The following is a 17,398-nucleotide window of genomic DNA, read 5'->3' on the forward strand; positions in this document are numbered from 1 at the left end:
GCTGTTAGACAGGCACAGCCGTCGGGAGCGGGCCCTTGGACGTCATCTTCACCATCGTATCGCGGAACTATGCCGCCCAGGCCTGTGTGCTCATGCGCAGCCTGGCTGTGGCCGAGCCGGATGCCGCCCGGGTGGTGATCGCCGCCGATGGCCCAATTCCTGATCTGGAGCCCCTGGCCCGGGTGATTGCGGCGACCGACACCGGCGCGCCGATCGGACCCATGAGCGTCTATTATGACGCGCTTGAGCTGAACACCGCCATCAAGCCCCACGCCTTCCGCCGTCTGCTGGCCGAGCCTGGGGTGACCTCGGTCACCTATCTGGACCCCGATATCTTCGTCTACGCTCCCCTAGCCCAGGTGCGGAAGGCGCTGGATGAGGCACCCCTGGTGCTGATCCCCCACCTGACCCGACCGCTGTCGGGGACGGCGAGCCCCAACGACCACACGATCCTGACCTCAGGCGCTTATAATCTGGGATTCCTGGCTGCCCAGCGCAGCGGCGAGATCTTCGCCCTGATGGACTGGTGGGCCGAAAAGTGTCGCTTCGACTGCCGGGTGGACTTCGCCCATGGCCTGTTCACCGACCAGAAGTGGATGGATCTGGCACCGGGGATGGTCAGCGACCTAGCCATTCTGCGCGATCCGGGTCTCGACATCGCCTACTGGAATCTGGAGGGCCGCACCCTGGCCCATGGCCCCAAGGGTTGGCAGGTCAATGGCGAGCCCTTGGGGTTCTTCCACTTCTCCGGCTTTGATCCCCATCGGCCGGAGGTACTGAGCAAGCATCAGGACCGGATCGGGGTGGCGCCGGAGTCGCCCCTCGCCCGGCTGCTGGCGGACTATGCCAAGGCCCTGTTGGACCAGGGCCATGCCCAGGCCAGCCGTATTCCCTACGCCTATGGTGCCTTTCCATCGGGTCGGCCGGTGAGCTCGGCCATGCGCCGCGCCGCCCTGCGGGCGGCCCAGGCCGGGACGGGCTTCGACGGCGGCCTGACCCCGGAGGTCGAGGCGTGGATGGACGCCCCAGAACCCCTGGCGGCAGTTGAGGGGCTGCCCGATGTGAGCCGGGAGATGGACCAGGTCTGGCGCGATGACCCCCGCGCGGCAGCGGGCTTCTCCCGGCAGACCCTGGAGGGTCGCCTGGGGTTCCATGCCTGGTTTGCAGCCCGGCCAGAAAGCCATGCGGCCGCCATCGCCGCCAGCCAGGCGCTGGGGCAGACCTGGCGGGCGGGAACCCGGCGCGCAGGCCCCTGGCCGCAGGCCGACGCCCCCTGGAGCGGGCCGGCGGCTGCGATAGGTGACTGGATTTCAGCCCCCGCGGACGGGGTCCTGCCGAGGGCAGCAGCCGGCATGATCGCTGGGCGGGGCGACCTGCGCGAGCGTTTCAGTGCGGGCCCGCCTGAGGCCCTGCTGGCCTGGCTTCTGGGCCCCGAAGCCGTGGCGGGCCGGTTTTGCCCCCGCCTGCTGGATGGCCCCAGCCTCTTGGACCTCAGCCAGGAGATCGCCCCCCTGCTGGAAGCCGCCCGGTTCGCCTGCGCCCACCATGGGGAAACCTCGCCCCTGAAGCTGCAGATCTCGGCCGGGTATGGGGTGGCGGTGCGGGGCGGTTGGCCCGAGGTGCTGCGCCGGGCGATCCGGGGAGACGGTGACCGGCTGGTGAGCAGCCTGTCGAGCCCCTATCCGTTCCCCCGAGTGCTGCTGCGGATCTGGGACAGCCGTCCGGACCTCCAGCGGTTGTTTGAACTGCACACCGCCACAGGACGGCTGGCCTATCTGCGCTGGCTGATCGGCGGCGGCCTGCGGGAGTATGACATCGAGCTGGCCGGCCTGCCGGACGCCTTGACCCACAGCCTGGCTTTTCGGCTTGCGCGGCTGAGCGTGCGCGGGGCGCGGACCCCCAGTCGCCGGGCCAGCCTGAGCCGGGCAGCCGCCATCGTGGTGGTGAGAACCCTAACTCCGGCCATGGCCGATTGGCCCAGCGGCGTCTTGATTTGCGAGGCGGGCTCTGGGCGTCTGCGACGGCCCGACGGGGCGCCGGTGGGGCAGACCGAGGTGGATACGGTGATCTTCGGCTCCTGCCCGGGCTTTATCGCCGCCGACGCGCAGATTCTCTTTGCCCAGGGGGTCAGCTGGGGTCGGGCTGCTGGGGTCTGGAGCGGTGCGACCCTGGCCGAGCTCGACGACAGTCATCCCGCCTGGGGCTTTGTCGATGAGGTGTGGAGCGACGCGCCGGCCCAGAAGGCCCGCCCCAGGCCCGTCACCATCCTCTCTGAAGACATGCCTCTTCAGGCCCAGCTCGCCGGGCTTATGGTCCGATGAGCCTGGTGAGCGGTCTGCGCCGGTCCTGGCGAGGCCTGGCACCAGAGGGCCTGCGCACGGCAGCCCAACCGCTGATTTCGCCGCTACTGACGGCTCATGTCCGCCGGCAGGCGCGACGCGCTCACGGTGCCGATGGGGCAGCTGGTGGGCCCTTGCGGATTGTCGGCTATTTCTCCGGCTCCAACGGGATCGCCGCCTCAGCACGGCTGGCGGCCAGGGCCTTCGCCGCCCTGGGGACGCCGGTGGAAGAGGTCGACGCCACGGGCGCAGCCTTGACCTGGGAGGCCAAGGGGCCTGCGCCGACCCCGGCCAGCGCCTGGATCTTCCATCTCAATCCCCCCGAACTGCTGGCCACCCTGGGGCAGATGGGGGCCGCCCGACTGATCGGACCTCGCTACGGCTATTGGGCCTGGGAGCTTCCGCAGGCACCTGCAGCCTGGCTGAAGGACGCAGCCCTGGTGGACGAGGTCTGGGTTCCCAGCACCTATGTCGGCCAGGCCCTGGCGGGCGCCCGCGCGCCGGTCCGGGTGGTGCCGCACCCGCTGTTCCTGGAGGACTATGAGGGCGTTCAGCCCTTGCCCCGAACGGCGGCGTTTCAGGCCGTGACCCTGTTTGACTTCAACTCCTCGGTCGCCCGAAAGAACCCCTATGGTGCCCTGGAGGCCTTCATTCGGGCGTTTGGGGAAGATCCGACCGCACAGCTGGTGATCAAGACCCAGAACGGCGCGCGGTTCCCCAAGGCCCTGGAGGCCTTGCGCAGGGCCGCCCCGGCCAATGTGGAGGTGATCGACGCCGCCTGGCCCTATGAGCAGGTGAAGGGTCTGATTGCCGGCGCCGACGTGCTGATCTCGCTCCACCGGGCCGAGGGCTTTGGCCTCACCCCGGCCGAGGCCCTGGCCCTGGGCACGCCGGTGGTGGCCACCAACTGGTCGGGCGTGACCGACTTCCTGGACGCCGAGGTGGCGGTGATGATCGCCGCCGGCCGGGCGCCGGTTGAGGACACCCAAGGCATCTATGCCGGCCAGACCTGGGCCGACCCCGATATTGGCGAGGCGGCCGCCGCCTTGCGCGCCCTGCGGACTGATCCGGACCGTCGGGCGCAGCTTGCCGCAGCCGGCAAACGCCGGGTGGCTGAACGCCTGTCGCCTCAGGCCTGGTTCACCACCTTGCCGGACGCGGTGAAGGCTGCGGCCATGCGGGCCGTGCAGGGACGCTGATCGGAAAAGCGCCTGAGGGCGCTAGAGATCGAACTGAACGCCCTGGGCCAGGGGCAGGCTCGCCCCAAAATTCACGGTGTTGGTGGCCCGGCGCATATAGGTCTTCCAGGAGTCAGACCCCGCCTCCCGCCCGCCGCCGGTTTCCATTTCACCCCCGAAAGCGCCGCCGATCTCCGCCCCTGACGGGCCGATGTTCACATTGGCGATCCCGCAGTCCGACCCCCAGGCGGAGATGAACTGCTCGGCCTCGCGCAGATCATTGGTGAAGATGGCCGAGGACAGCCCCTGGGGGGCGGCGTTCTGGGCGGCGATGGCCTCGCCCAAGTCGCGGTAGCGTGTCACATAGAGGATCGGGGCGAAGGTCTCCCGCAGCATGACGGGGCTTTGGCTGGTCATTTCCACCAGGGCTGGCCGGACATAGACGCCGGGGCCCTCCAGACGCTGTCCCCCGTGCACCTGCCCCCCCTGGACGCGGGCCTCCTCCAGGGCGCGGGCCATGGCGGCATAGGCCTCGTCATCAACGAGCGGCCCCACCAGCACCCCCTCGGCCCGGGGATCGCCGACGCTCACCGTGTCATAGGCCGCCTTCAGCCGGGGGACGAAGCGGTCATAGAGGCTCTCGTGGACGAACAGCCGGCGCAGGGTGGTGCACCTCTGGCCCGCCGTGCCCATGGCGGCGAAGGCCACCCCGCGCAGGGCCAGGTCGAGATCGGCGGTGGGCGCGATAATGGCGGCGTTATTGCCCCCAAGCTCCAGAAGCGCCCGGGCAAAACGCTCGGCCAGCCTTGGGGCCACGGCCCGGCCCATGGCGGTGGAGCCGGTGGCCGAGACCAGGGGCAGCCGGGGATCGCTCACCAGGGCCTCGCCCACCTCAACGCCGCCGATCAGCACCTGGGACAGGCCGGCCGGCGCATCCCCGAACCGAGCGGCGGCGCGGTCAAAGGCGGCCTGAACCGCCAGGGCGGTCAGGGGGGTCTTCTCAGAGGGCTTCCAGACGACGGGATCGCCGCAGACCAGGGCCAGGGCCGCATTCCAGGACCATACCGCCACCGGGAAGTTGAAGGCGCTGATCACCCCGACCACGCCCAGGGGATGCCAGGTCTCCATCATCCGGTGGGCAGGACGCTCGGTGGCGATGGTCAGGCCAAACAGCTGGCGGGAAAGACCGACGGCATAGTCGCAGATGTCGATCATCTCCTGGACCTCGCCGAGCCCCTCGGAGATCACCTTGCCGGCCTCCAGGGTCACCAGGCGGCCAAGATCGGCCTTGGCGACCCGCAGTTCCTCGCCCAGCAGGCGGACCAGTTCGCCGCGGCGGGGGGCGGGAACCTGACGCCAGACGAGAAAGGCCTCATGGGCCGCGGCAATGGCCGCCTGGACATCAGCCGGGGCCGTGTCGCGCACCTGGCCCACCGCCTCGCCAGTCACTGGAGAGGTGACGGTGCGCTCGCCCTGCCGCCAAAGGGCGGGATCCACCCCCAGACGGGTCAGGGTGGCGGCGACATCATCGGCGGCGTCTTGGGCAGGGGCGGGCTTCAGGGTCATGGGAAGGCTGCTTTCAGGCCGTGCGCAGGGCTTGGTCGGCACCGGCGTACCAGCGGCCGAAACGGTTGGCGAGGAACCGGTCCAGGGGAATGTCCTCCTGGCGCACAAAGCCCCGGGTGGGCAGGTCGCCGGTGGCCAGCATGTCGGCGACGGCGCAGATCGAGGCCGCCGTGGTGATCTGAATGGCGCTCTTCAGGGTTCCAGCCACGGGCTGGGCATAGATCTTGTTGAGATAGGTTTCCTGCATGAGCGCCCCGTCCTTCATGCCGCTGACCGTGACGAAGACGATGACCACGTCCTGCAGGGTGGCGGGCACCGCATGCTCCAGAATGTCCTTCAACAGGTCCCGGCGGTGGCGCAGGCCCAGATCATCCAACAGGGTGCGCATGATCGCCGCATGGCCCGGATAGCGGATGGTCCGATAGTTGAGATTGCGCACCTTGCCGGCCAGGGTCTCGCACAGACTGCCCAGGCCACCTGAGGTGTTGAAGGCCTCATAGGTCACACCGTCGAGGGCGAATTCTTCCAGCCCCTCCAGAGCGGCAACCTCCTGGTGGCGGCCCTGGACGATGGCCTCGCAGGGCTCGCAGTATTCGTTGATGACCCCTTCGGTGCTCCAGGTCAGATTGTAGTTCAGGCCATTGGTGGGATAGCGCGGCAGGGCACCGACCCGCAGCCGCACTTCGTGCAGGTCATCGAACCTCTGGGCAAGGTCGCTGGCGACGATGGAGATGAAGCCCGGTGCCAGGCCGCATTGGGGGATGAAGGCGGTGTCAGCGTCCTTCGCCAGGGCGCGGACCTCCCGGGTGGCGGCCACATCCTCAGTGAGGTCGAGGTAATGCGCGCCGACCGACTTCACCGCACGGGCGATGGGGACCGTCAACTGATAGGGGGCCGCACTGATTACAGCAAAGGCCCCCTCGAGGGCACCGGCCAGGGCGGCAGGATCACCCACATCGACGCAGATCCGCTCAATGCCCTCTCCGGCCGACACCGGTCCCAGGCGGGCCGGGTCCCGGTCGAGCAGGGCCACCTGATAGGCGCCTGAGGCGCGCAGCATGTCGGCGACGGTCGACCCGATCTTCCCAGCGCCCACAACGGCGATCTTGCGCATGATGTTTCCCCTGAACGGTGTGGCAGGCCACAGGATCGGAGATGGTCACGTCGATCTCAATTGTCATTTCGGCGGATTTGAGCAACATTTTCGTCGATATGCCATTATTGACGGGTGATCTGACATGGACGACCTGGATCAGCACCTTCTGGCCCGCCTGCAGGAGAATGCCCGCGCCCCGGTGGCGGAGCTGGCCCGTAGCCTGGGTCTGTCGAGAACCACCGTTCAGAGCCGCATCGCCCGGCTGGAGCGGCGAGGCATCATCGCTGGCTATGCGGTGCGCACATCGGCAGCCTATGAGCAGAGCCAGATCCACGCCTTTGTCATGCTGACCGTGCAGCCCAAGTCCGCCGGGGTGGTGGCCGCAGCCATGCGCAGGATGCCCGGGGTGCGGCGCCTGCAGTCGGTGAGCGGGGCGTTTGATCTGATCGCCATGATCTTCGCCGCCGATGTAGCGGCCATGGACGCCCTGATTGACGAGATCGGTGCCCTGTCCGGGGTGGAGCGGACCAACTCCTCCATCGTGCTGTCCACCAAGTTTGATCGGTAGGATGCTTCCGGTCGCCAGCCCGGCGCAGAGCCGAATGCGCGCCTGGATCAGCGAGCAGACCAGACTCGCCATCTGAACGGCAGAGCTTGCATCGTCGAACATGGGAACGCCCGGCTTTCTGGCGTCTTGATCCATGTGCGGCTACACCCCAGCGATGCCCCGGTGCGCCGGGGGCGCTGGCATCTCCCAAGGACGGGTCCTGACCGTGACTGACACTGAATCGCCCCCCGCCCCGTCGGAGAAGACCAATCGCGCCTCGGCCGCCGCCTTGAGCGCCTCCTTCGTCCGCCGGGTCCTTTTCCTGGTGGGGGTGGGCCTGGTGCTGGTGGTGGCGTGGAAGCTGCTGGACGTGATGCTGCTGGTGTTTGGCGCGGTGCTGGTGGCGGTGCTGCTGCGCAGCCTTGCCGACCCGATCCACCGCCTCACCCCCCTGCCAGAGGGACTGTCGCTGCTCGGGGCAGGTCTGATCATCGTCACCCTGCTGACCGGGGCCGGCTGGCTGTTTGGTGCCACCATCACCGAGCAGATCGAAGATCTGATCCTGAGCCTGCCCCAGTCGCAGGAGGAGTTTCAGGCCAGACTCGCCCACCTGCCCCTAGCCGCAGAGATCACCACCCAGCTGCAGAGCCTCGATTTCGAGTCGGCCCGCAGCGCCGCAGGCCCCATCCAGAGCATCCTTGGTCAGGTGGGCGGGTTTGCGATGACCGCCGCCGGGGCGGTGACCAATCTGGTGGTGGTGATCTTCGCCGGCATCTATCTGGCCATCAGCCCCCGGGCCGCCCGGGACGGGGTGCTCAGCCTGATCCCCTCCGGCCCCCGAGAGCCGGTCCGCCACGCCATGAATGTCAGCGGCAATGTCCTGCGGCGCTGGCTGCTGGGCCAGTTCCTGTCCATGACCATTGTCGGCATCCTCACCGGGATCGGGGTCTCGCTGATCGGCCTGCCCTCGCCAGTCGCGCTCGGCCTGTTCGCCGCCCTGGCCGCCTTCGTGCCCATTGTAGGGCCGATCGTCTCAGTAATCCCAGCGGTGATGCTGGCCCTGCAGGCCGGGCCGATGATGGTGGTGTGGACCATCCTCGTCTACATCATCGTCCAGCAGGTGGAGAGCAACCTGACCTACCCGCTGATCCAGCGGAAGGCGGTGGACTTGCCGCCGGCCCTGACCCTGTTCTCGGTCCTGGGCTTTGGGGTGCTGTTTGGCCCCCTGGGCGTGATCTTCGCCGCCCCCCTGCTGGTGGTGCTCTTCGTGATGGTGAAGATCCTCTACATCCGCAACACCCTGGGCGAACCGGCCACGGTGCCGGGGGAGTAGGCCGAGGGTTGGGAGCCCTAGGTCGCAGAATCCCAAGGAGTGAGTGCTAGATCGAGACGCGCCGCGCTCTATGAGCCACGTCCATCATCGCGTCCCTGACTGGCCGGCCCTGGCCAATGCCGCAGAGATCAAGGCTGATTTTCCTGGAGAAAATGGCGCGCCCGGAACGATTCGAACGTCCGACCCTCAGATTCGTAGTCTGATGCTCTATCCAGCTGAGCTACGGGCGCGCAATGCCTTACGGCAAGGGCGCGGAACCTAGTCGGCCTTTTGGGAAAGTTCAAGCCGGCGAATGGGTGAATTGCGAAATGGCCTGTGGGGGTCGCTCAAGCCGCTCAGGTGAGGTCCCGCCAGCAGCGCACCGGGGCGTCGGGCCAGGGGGTCGCGGCATAGACCCCGCGGGCCACGGCGCGGGCCAGCACGTCGGCGGCCAGGGCACCCAGGCGGGCGATCTTGAAATCCGGGCGGTCGCCGAGGGGCTGAACGGCCGTGGAGAGGGCAAAGACCACGTCTCCGTCGAAGGGGGCGTGGACCGGGCGGATGGCCCGGGCCAGGCCGTCCTGGGCCATCACCGCCACCCGGCGGGCCTGGGCTGGTGTCAGCACCGCGTCGGTGGCCACGCAGGCGATGGTGGTGTTGGTCCGCGCCAGGGGCTCGGCCTTGGCCAGGCCCCAGTCGTCACCGGCGCCGGTGAGGCCCAAGGGGCCAAGGCCGCCGAACTCCGCCTCCATCTCAAACGGTGCGGCCCAGAAGGTCCGTCCCCCCGGGGCCACCACCGAACCGAAGCTGTTGACCGCCACCACAGCACCCACGGTGAAGCCGTCGGCGGTGACCGCCGAGGCCGAGCCGGTGCCGCCCTTGAGCTGGCCGGCCATGGCACCATACCCCGCCCCGGCAGTCCCGAGGTCAAAGGTCTCCGCCGCCGCCAGGGCCGCCTGCCGCCCGAGCGCCCGGTAGGGAGGTGCCTCCCCCCAGGCCTTGTCGCCGCCATTGGCCAGATCAAACAGGATGGCCGAGGGGATCACCGGCGAGGGGGGCACCCGGGGGTCAGCCACCAGCCCATAGCCCCGGCCCTGGGCCCCCAGCCAGGCGGTCACCCCGTCAGGGGCGGCGAGCCCGTAGACCGAGCCCCCTGACAGCACCACGGCGTCGATGGCCTCCACCAGATTGTGCGGCTCCAGGGCGTCAGTCTCCCGGGTGCCAGGCCCGCCGCCGCGGACGTCGCAGGCGGCCACGGCCCGGTCATGGGGCAGGATGACCGTGACCCCGGTGCGGGCCTTGGCGTCATGGGCCTGACCCACATGAATCCCTGGCACGTCGGTGATCAGGTTGCGGGCGCCGGGTCGGGCGATCAGTGAACTCATGGCGGGGCCTCCCTAAAGGGTGGGTGACACAGCCAGACGGTTGTTGTCCACGCCGTGACCGCTAAGGTGCGTCCATGAGTTTTGCCAGTCCCCGGAGCGCCGTGTCCTTGCCCCTGTCGCCTTTCCCCGCCCGCCTCGCCCAATTGGTCGCCCCGGCCCTGCTCTTGCTGGCCGTTGCCTGCGCCCCCCTGACCCAAGGGGGCGAGGGCCCCAGCGCCCAGGTGCGGGCCGCCCCGGCGACGGAAGGCCAGGTCATGGTGGCCGCCGCTCATCCCCTGGCGGTGGAGGCCGGTCTGGAGGTGCTGCGGGCCGGCGGCTCGGCGGTGGACGCAGCGGTGGCGGTCCAGGCGGTGCTGGGCCTGGTGGAACCCCAGAGTTCCGGCATCGGCGGGGGGGCGTTTCTGGTCCATTACGACGCCAAGACCGGTCAGGTCAGCGCCTATAATGGCCGGGAGAAGGCCCCGGCAGCAGCCACCCCGGACATGTTCCTGAACGCCGAGGGCAAGCCCCTGCCCTTTGTCCAGGTGTTGCTGAGCGGCCGCTCCACCGGTGCGCCGGGGGCGGTGGCCATGCTGCACATGGCCCATGCCGACCATGGTCGCCTGGCCTGGGCAGACCTGTTCGGATCGGCTGAGCGCCTGGCCGATGACGGTTTCATCGTCAGCCCTCGCCTGGCCGAGATGATCGTCAGCCGCTTTCCCCAGAGCCGGGCACCCGACACGGTGGCCTATTTCACCAAGCCGGATGGTACCCGCCATCAGGCCGGCGACCTGCTGAAAAACCCGGCCTATGCCGCTACCATGCGCAAGATCGCCGCCGAGGGGCCCGACGCCCTGCTGCGGGGGGAGATTGCCGAAGCCATTGTGGCGCGGGTGCGCGAAGGCGACCTGCCCGGGGCCATGACCCTGGAAGATCTGGCCAGCTATACCCCTCAGAAGTCAGAGGCCCTCTGCCGGCCCTATCGTATCTATGTGGTCTGCACCCCCCCGGCACCCTCGGGGGGACCTGCGGTGCTGGTGGGGCTGGGCATCCTTGAGCACACCGACATCAACGCCCATCCCAACACCGCCCAGGGCTGGTACCTGTTCAGCCAGGCCAGCCGGCTGATGTATGCCGACCGCGACCGCTATATGGGCGACCCCGATTTCGTCGACGTGCCCACCGAAGGCCTGCTGGACAAGACCTATCTGGCCGCCCGCTCCGCCCTGATCGGCCCCACGGCCGGCCCGCCGCCGGGTCCTGGGACCCCCAAGGGCGCAGGGGTTCGGGCACCGGACACCACCCGGGAAGTGTCGGGCACGTCGCACTTTGTGGTGGTGGACGGAAAGGGCAATACGGTCTCCATGACCACGACGGTGGAGAGCATCTTCGGCTCGGGTCGGATGGTCGGGGGCTTCTTCCTCAACAACCAGCTGACGGACTTCGCCTTTGCGCCGGTGAACACCGATGGCGCGCCGGCGGCCAACGCCGTCGCCGGCGGCAAGCGGCCCCGGTCTTCCATGGCCCCGGCCATCGTGCTCGACGCGGACGGCCAGATGGTGGCCGCCGTTGGCTCGCCCGGCGGCACCTCGATCCTGGCCTATAATCTGAAGGCCCTGGTAGGCATGCTGGACTGGAATCTACCGGTCCAGGACGCGCTCGCCCTGCCCAATCTGATCGCCCGGGGCACAGCCTATGCCGCCGAGGGTGACAAGTTCTCCCCCGAACTGGTGGAAGGTCTGGCCGCCCGGGGCGTGGTCTTTACCGCCGTCGGCGGAGAGGGCTCTGGCCTGCACGGGGTGCGCGTGACCCCCAACGGGCTGGAAGGGGGCGCCGATCCCCGCCGGGAGGGCGTGGCGCGGGGCTTCTAGCTCCGCTTCACCGGCGCGGCCCGGCGCGATCGCTTGGGTGTCAAGGCTGGGGTGATCGCCGCCGGCACACCGGGCAGGCGCAGTTCAAAGACTGAGCCCTCGGAGCCGGTCTCGACCAGGGTCAGGTCGCCCCCATGCCCGTGAGCCAGCTCCCGGGCGATGGCCAAGCCAAGGCCGGCCCCATCGGTTCGGCCAGACCCGCTGAAGGGCTGGAACAGGTGCTCGCGCACCCGGCTCGGGATGCCAGGACCATCATCAGCCAGACGCAGGCGGCTCTCCCCTTCGGCCTGGCTCAGGCTGACCGTGATGATCCCGCGGGCACGATCGGGCTGCTGCTCGATCGCTTCGCGGGCATTGCGCATCAGATTGACCAGAATTCGGTGCAACTGGTCCGGGTCGGCCAGAATCTGGTCGCCATCGCCAAGGTCGGAGACCAGTCGCACCCCATCCTCGGCCAGGCGTGCCTCCTCGGCGGCCATGGCCACGGCCTCGGCCACGGCCAGGGGCCGCGCCTCGGGCGGTGCCTCCTGGGTCTTGCCATAGGTCAGCACGTGCGAGGCGAGCTTCACCGCCCGGTCCAGGGCCCGCTCCAGACGCGGCAGGGCCCGGCCGACATCAGGATCGGCCGACGCCGCCAACCGCTCTGAGGCGATCTGGGCGCTGGTCAGCATATTGCGCAGGTCGTGATTGATCTTGGCCACGGCCTCGCCCAGCGCGGCCAGGCGGGCGCGGGCATTGAGGGCGGCCCGCAGGTCCCCCTGCATCAGGGCCAACTCCACCTCGGCCCGACCGATCTCATCCCGTCGCCCTGAGAGCTTGACGGTGGCCCGGGGGTCATCGGGGTCGGCCCGAAACAGCTCCATCCCCCGGGTGATCCGCTGCATGGGCCGGACCAGGAACAGGTTGAGGGACAGATAGACCAGTCCCCCGGCCATGGCCGAGACAAAGGCGGTGACCGCGATCAGCCGCCAGAGATAGGCCGTCAGCTCCTGTTTCAGCTCGGCGTCGGGGGCGACGATCTCGATGAACTCCGCATCACGGAACCGCGGCTCGGCCACCACCCGGACCATGCGCCCCTCGCCCCCGAACATGGTCTGGAAAGGGGCTGCCAGCCAGGAGGCCACGGCCTGGTCCCGGAGATCCACCAGATAGGGGGCGCGGCTCATATTGGAGCCCCTCAGGACCAACCGGCGCACGCCATCGCTCTGGATGGCCACCCACTCGACCCCCGCCACCTCCAGAAGGTCCGAGGACAGCTGTTCGCTGACCACCACATCAGGGGCGACCTCGGCGGCCAAGGAGGCCAGTTCGGCGGCCCGAACCCGGTCCAGAAGCCACTGCTCCTCAAAGGCGGCCAGGGTCGGCGGCACGATCAAAGCGCCGCCAAACAGGACGAACAGACTGGTGAGGATGAGCAGGCGAGCAGAAAGGCCGCCCGGCCAGAAGAAGCCGCGCCTGGGGGGTCCCGAGGGCTGCGGTGGCGAGGAGGGCTCCACCATGCCTGTCCGTTAATGCACCTTCGGCCTTTCGGCAACGCGGCTGTTTGTGCGGCCTGCTCGGATCAGGTGGGGATCAGGCCGTCGCCACGGCCTCAGCGGTGGAGGCAAACCCATCGGCCCTCAGGCGGGCGGCCAGGTCAGACTTGATCTTCACCACCAGGCCCGGCCCGGAAAACACCAGGGCCGAATAGAGCTGAACCACACAGGCACCGGCGCGAATCTTTGCATAGGCATCCGCCCCAGACCTGACGCCGCCCGCCCCGGCCAGGGGAAAGCGACCCCGGGCGGCCTGGTGAAACAGGCGCAGGGTCTGGGTGGAAAGGGCCATGAGCGGCGCCCCCGACAGTCCACCGGTCTCGCCAGCATGATCGGACTGCAGGGGCGGGCGCGAAATGGTGGTGTTGGAGACGATCACGGCGTCGAGCCCAGCGGCCGCCACCACATCACTGATGGCCTCGATCTCGGCTGCCTCCAGATCCGGCGCCACCTTGAGGAACATCGGGACCTTGCCCTCGGGCGGCAGGGCGTCGCGGGCCTCGATCAGTCGACCTAGCAGTTCCTCCAGGGCCTCGCGGGTCTGCAGGGCCCGGAGGCCCGGCGTGTTGGGGGACGAAATGTTGATGGTGAAATAGGAGGCGAGCCCCCACAGGCGCTGGAGGCCCACCACATAGTCGCCAATACGGTCCTCAGACTCCTTATTGGCCCCGATATTGGCCCCGACGACGCCCCCCTTTCGACGGGCCAGGCGTTGGGCGAAGGCGTCGAGACCCGCATTGTTGAACCCCATGCGGTTGATCACCGCCTGATCGGCGGTCAGGCGGAACAGGCGCGGCCTCGGATTGCCCGCCTGGGGCAGGGGCGTGACGGTACCGCATTCCACAAAGCCAAATCCCGCGGCCAGCATGGGGCGATAGACCTGGGCGTTCTTGTCGAACCCGGCGGCCAGGCCAAGGCAGTTGGGCAGGTCGAGGCCCGCAAAATTGATGGCCAGGATCGGATCGTCCGGGCCGGCGGGTCGAGGGCCAAGCCCGGCCTGGAGAGCGCGTATGGTCAGGCCGTGGGCGTCCTCGGGGTCCAACTGGCGCAGGGCGCTGGCGGCGATATCATGGACAAGGCTCATGCCAGTCCCTCCAGCACCGGGGTCCCATCTGCCCCAAGGGGCGCCTCGTAGACGGCGCGCACCAGAGACACATCCAGAACCCCATAGAGGTGGGGGAACAGTTGTCCTCCCCGGGACACCTCCCAGACCAGGGCCTCCCCAAGGGCCGCCCCATTCACCTCAAGGACCAACAGATCCGACTGACCGGCAAAGTGTCGCCGGGCGGTTTCCTGCGCCTGGGCAGCGGTGGAAAAATGGATGTAGCCGTCCTCAAGGTCGATGGCGGCACCTGCAAAGACACCCACGGCTTGAGCCGCCGTCCAGTCGGCGCGGGGCAGGATCTTATAGACCAGGGTCAATCATATCCTCCACGGGGGGGCATCATCAGGGCGTCATAGACCGGGCGCGTCTGACCATCGAACAGGAAAACGGCGGCGGCTGAGGTCGGAAACCGTCCCTGGGCGGCCCGCAAGAGATCAGCAGAGGCACCGCCCTCGATCAGCAGACGAAGCACCAGTTCGTGCAGACCGGGATTGTGGCCGATGACCATGAGCACCTTTGCGCTGGCAGCAGCCTCGCGCACCCGGTCCAGGACGGTCTGAGCCTCGGCGTGATAGAGGTCGTCATAGAATTGCATCACGCAGGTCGGACAGGCACCCTTGAGCGCCTCCCAGGTCTCCCGGGTGCGGGCTGCGGTGGAAACCAGGGCAAGATCCGGGGCAAATCCCATATCTGTCAGCCGTTCCCCCGCTGTCCGGGCGTCCTTGACCCCCCGAGGCGTCAGGCGCCTTGCGAAATCGTCGCCGCTCAGTGACTCGCGCTCGGCCTTGCCGTGCCTCAAGAGGATCAGACGCTCCATTCCCACTCCATAGCCCCAGAGCCGAAACCCATAGCGCGACCTCGCCAGGACGCGAAGCGGTTGACAGTCGCAGAGCTTGGCGGTCCAAGGCGACATGAGCCAGACGGTCATAGAGAGCCCGGCCATCGAAACCCACGGCGGAACGCTGCGCCTGCCGGCCGACGCCCCCTTGCGCCTTGAATCTGGGGCCACGCTGGCGCCTCTGGAGATTGCCTACAAGACCTATGGGCGGCTGAACGCTGATCGTTCTAACGCCGTGCTCGTCTGCCACGCCCTGACCGGGGATCAGCATGCGGCATCAGTGCATCCCATCACCGGCAAACCCGGCTGGTGGAACCGGGTGATCGGGCCAGGCCTGCCCCTGGACCCGGACCGTTATTTCATCATCTGCACCAATGTGATCGGCGGCTGCATGGGGTCCACCGGGCCCTCCTCGATCGATCCGGCCACGGGCAAACCCTATGGGCTGACCTTCCCGGTGATCACCATCGCCGACATGGTCCGCGCCCAGGCCATGCTGCTGGACGCCCTTGGGATCGAGACCCTGTTCGCCGCCGTCGGCGGGTCCATGGGCGGGATGCAGGTGCTGCAATGGGCGGCAGACTATCCCCACCGTCTACGGTCGGCGGTCTGCATCGCCGCAGCCGCCCGGCATTCGGCCCAGAACATCGCCTTCCACGAGGTCGGGCGCCAGGCGATCATGGCCGATCCCGACTGGCGCGGGGGCGCCTATGAGGCCCATGGGGTGCGCCCCGAGAAAGGCCTGGCCGTGGCCCGCATGGCCGCCCACATCACCTATCTGTCGGAGGCCGCTCTGCAGCGGAAGTTCGGCCGCGAACTCCAACGGGACGGCCTGTCCTGGGGGTTTGATGCGCCGGACTTCCAGGTGGAGAGCTATCTCCGCCACCAGGGTGCCTCCTTTGTCGACCGGTTCGACGCCAACTCCTATCTCTACATCACCCGGGCGCTCGACTATTTCGATCTGGCGGCCAGCCATGGCGGCGTGCTGGCCAACGCCTTCCGATCGGCCCGGGATGTACGGTTCTGCGTGCTCTCCTTTTCCTCGGACTGGCTCTATTCCACCGGCGAGAGCCGGGATATCGTCCGTGCTCTGAATGCCGCCGGCTGCCGGGCCAGTTTTGTCGAGATCGAAACCGATAAGGGCCACGACGCCATCTTCCTCGACGAGCCGGTGCTGCACTCGGCCCTGCGGGGCTTCTTTGAATCTCAGGCGCTCCGTGGGGGCTTGGCGTGAACAGGTTGCGGGAGGACTTCAAGGAGATCCTGCGCCTGGTGCGGCCCAACACCCGGGTGCTTGATGTCGGCTGCGGCGAAGGCGAGCTTCTGGAACTGCTGACCCAGGAAAAGGGTGTCGATGGCCAGGGGCTGGAGATCAGCCCCAGCGGCGTGGCCGCCTGCCTGGCCAAGGGAATCGCCGCCGTCCAGGGCGACGGCGACCGGGACCTTGATCACTTCCCGACCCAGGCCTTCGACTACGCCATCCTGTCAAAGACCCTGCAGCAGATGCGCGAGCCGCGCCATGTGCTGATCGAGATGATGCGGATTGCCGACCGGGCTCTGGTGTCGGTGCCGAACTTTGGTCACTGGCGGATGCGCTGGGCGCTCTTAACCCAGGGCCGGATGCCCGAGACCAAGGCCCTGCCCGACCCGTGGTGGTCGACCCCAAACATTCATCTGTGCACCCTGCGGGACTTCACCACGCTGTGCGACGAGCTTGGCCTGCGGATCGAAGCCTGTGCCGCGGTCAGCCCCGACCAGCCGGCTCGCAGCATCGACCCCTCCCGCCCCATCGAAAACTGGCGGGCCGAGACTGCACTCTTCCTTTTGACCCGCGAACGACCCCGCGCGCCGTTGGCCGAGCGACCGGCGCGGGGCGATCTGTTCGATTAGTCTTGATTCCGGTGGGCATGAGATGGACCGAAAGACCGGATACGAACCACTGCACACCCTAAAGCCTGTCGCCCCTGATGTGTGGGTTGTAGACGGGGGCTGGATCCGGTTTTACGGCCTGCCTTTTCCCACACGGATGACTGTCATTCGCCTGGATGACGGCGGCTTGTGGGTGCACTCGCCTATCGCCGACGAGGCCGGCCTCGCCGACGCCGTCGCTGCGCTTGGGCCGGTACGGCACCTGGTGGCACCGAACTGGATTCACTATGCCTGGGTGCCAGCCTGGCAGGCGAGATTCCCTGAGGCGGTGACCTGGGCCAGTCCTGGCACTGTGGCGCGGGCTGCCAGCCGGGGCATTCGGCTCCACATTGATCATGAGCTCCGAGATGCGCCTCCGGCGGGCTGGTCTGGCCAAATCGACCAGAAGTTGGCGGATTCAGGGTATCATCGGGAGGTGGTGTTCCATCACCTTGCCAGCCGAACCCTGGTGCTGACAGACCTCATTGAGAATTTTGAGCGTGAGAAGATGCCATGGTGGAGTCACCCCCTGCTGCGGCTTGGCAGAGTCTGTGATCCCGACGGCCGCATGCCGCGGGACATGGCCGCCAGTTTCCGCCTACGCCCCGGCCATCTCCGAGATGTGGTGGAAACCATCATCGCTTGGGATCCCGAGCGGGTGATCCTGGCCCATGGTCGATGGTACGATCAAAAGGGCACCGCAGAGCTGCGACGGGCCTTCCGAAACCTGGCCTAATCC

At 68.2% G+C, this 17,398-nt stretch carries 15 protein-coding genes and 1 tRNA gene; 8 read left to right on the forward strand and 8 right to left on the reverse strand.

What is annotated here, in order from left to right; all coding sequences use genetic code 11:
• Positions 1-35: 35 nt before the first annotated feature.
• Both MH112_RS08215 and MH112_RS08220 read left to right on the forward strand, forming a co-directional pair.
• Entirely contained in the window at positions 36-2,321 is a 2,286-nt protein-coding gene (locus MH112_RS08215; RefSeq protein ID WP_296566327.1) for a hypothetical protein, read from the forward strand.
• Positions 2,318-3,538: a glycosyltransferase family 4 protein gene (locus MH112_RS08220; protein ID WP_296566330.1), complete on the forward strand. Its 1,221-nt coding sequence runs from the start codon at positions 2,318-2,320 to the stop codon at positions 3,536-3,538. The genes MH112_RS08215 and MH112_RS08220 overlap by 4 nt, the downstream gene beginning before the upstream one ends.
• 21 nt (positions 3,539-3,559) lie before the next feature.
• Here the strand turns inward: MH112_RS08220 and MH112_RS08225 are convergent, their stop codons facing one another.
• Positions 3,560-5,083 (reverse strand): aldehyde dehydrogenase family protein, encoded by a 1,524-nt coding sequence (locus MH112_RS08225; RefSeq protein ID WP_296566334.1) that lies wholly within the window; start codon positions 5,081-5,083, stop codon positions 3,560-3,562.
• 13 nt (positions 5,084-5,096) lie between these two features.
• Positions 5,097-6,197 (reverse strand): saccharopine dehydrogenase family protein, encoded by a 1,101-nt coding sequence (locus MH112_RS08230; protein ID WP_296566336.1) that lies wholly within the window; start codon positions 6,195-6,197, stop codon positions 5,097-5,099.
• 124 nt (positions 6,198-6,321) lie between these two features.
• Here MH112_RS08230 and MH112_RS08235 point away from each other — a divergent pair, with 124 nt between their 5' ends.
• Positions 6,322-6,747, forward strand: a complete 426-nt coding sequence (locus MH112_RS08235) for an Lrp/AsnC family transcriptional regulator (protein ID WP_296566338.1) — start codon at positions 6,322-6,324, stop codon at positions 6,745-6,747.
• A gap of 205 nt (positions 6,748-6,952) precedes the next feature.
• Positions 6,953-8,059, forward strand: coding sequence for an AI-2E family transporter (locus MH112_RS08240; RefSeq protein WP_296566339.1), 1,107 nt, complete (start codon positions 6,953-6,955; stop codon positions 8,057-8,059).
• 153 nt (positions 8,060-8,212) lie between these two features.
• On the opposite strand, the gene MH112_RS08245 is transcribed toward MH112_RS08240, so the two are convergent.
• Both MH112_RS08245 and MH112_RS08250 read right to left on the reverse strand, forming a co-directional pair.
• Positions 8,213-8,289 (reverse strand) — tRNA-Arg (locus MH112_RS08245).
• A 105-nt stretch (positions 8,290-8,394) separates the two neighbouring features.
• A complete protein-coding gene (locus MH112_RS08250) occupies positions 8,395-9,423 on the reverse strand; it encodes a P1 family peptidase (RefSeq protein WP_296566341.1) in 1,029 nt (342 codons plus the stop codon).
• Between the two features lie 74 nt (positions 9,424-9,497).
• On the opposite strand from MH112_RS08250, the gene ggt reads away from it, so the two are divergent.
• Positions 9,498-11,273, forward strand: a complete 1,776-nt coding sequence (gene ggt, locus MH112_RS08255; protein ID WP_296566343.1) for a gamma-glutamyltransferase — start codon at positions 9,498-9,500, stop codon at positions 11,271-11,273.
• Here ggt and MH112_RS08260 read toward each other — a convergent pair.
• The 4 genes from MH112_RS08260 to MH112_RS08275 form a co-directional block, all read right to left on the reverse strand.
• A complete protein-coding gene (locus tag MH112_RS08260) occupies positions 11,270-12,772 on the reverse strand; it encodes a HAMP domain-containing sensor histidine kinase (protein WP_296566345.1) in 1,503 nt (500 codons plus the stop codon). The genes ggt and MH112_RS08260 overlap by 4 nt on opposite strands.
• Positions 12,773-12,845: 73 nt before the next feature.
• Positions 12,846-13,892 (reverse strand): quinone-dependent dihydroorotate dehydrogenase, encoded by a 1,047-nt coding sequence (locus MH112_RS08265; RefSeq protein ID WP_296566348.1) that lies wholly within the window; start codon positions 13,890-13,892, stop codon positions 12,846-12,848.
• Complete coding sequence (locus MH112_RS08270; RefSeq protein ID WP_296566350.1) at positions 13,889-14,230, reverse strand: DUF952 domain-containing protein; 342 nt, start codon at positions 14,228-14,230, stop codon at positions 13,889-13,891. Before MH112_RS08270 ends, MH112_RS08265 begins: the two co-directional genes overlap by 4 nt.
• A complete protein-coding gene (locus MH112_RS08275) occupies positions 14,227-14,730 on the reverse strand; it encodes a histidine phosphatase family protein (protein ID WP_296566353.1) in 504 nt (167 codons plus the stop codon). Before MH112_RS08275 ends, MH112_RS08270 begins: the two co-directional genes overlap by 4 nt.
• 94 nt (positions 14,731-14,824) lie before the next feature.
• Here MH112_RS08275 and MH112_RS08280 point away from each other — a divergent pair, with 94 nt between their 5' ends.
• The 3 genes from MH112_RS08280 to MH112_RS08290 are packed head-to-tail and all read left to right on the forward strand — an operon-like array spanning position 14,825 to position 17,395.
• Positions 14,825-15,985, forward strand: coding sequence for a homoserine O-acetyltransferase (locus MH112_RS08280; protein WP_296566356.1), 1,161 nt, complete (start codon positions 14,825-14,827; stop codon positions 15,983-15,985).
• Positions 15,982-16,641, forward strand: coding sequence for a methionine biosynthesis protein MetW (metW, locus tag MH112_RS08285; RefSeq protein ID WP_296566359.1), 660 nt, complete (start codon positions 15,982-15,984; stop codon positions 16,639-16,641). The genes MH112_RS08280 and metW overlap by 4 nt, the downstream gene beginning before the upstream one ends.
• A gap of 22 nt (positions 16,642-16,663) precedes the next feature.
• Positions 16,664-17,395, forward strand: a complete 732-nt coding sequence (locus MH112_RS08290) for a DUF4336 domain-containing protein (protein ID WP_296566362.1) — start codon at positions 16,664-16,666, stop codon at positions 17,393-17,395.
• Positions 17,396-17,398 lie beyond the last annotated feature (3 nt).

It is taken from the genome of Phenylobacterium sp. (genome assembly GCF_022402485.1).
GTDB lineage: Bacteria > Pseudomonadota > Alphaproteobacteria > Caulobacterales > Caulobacteraceae > Phenylobacterium.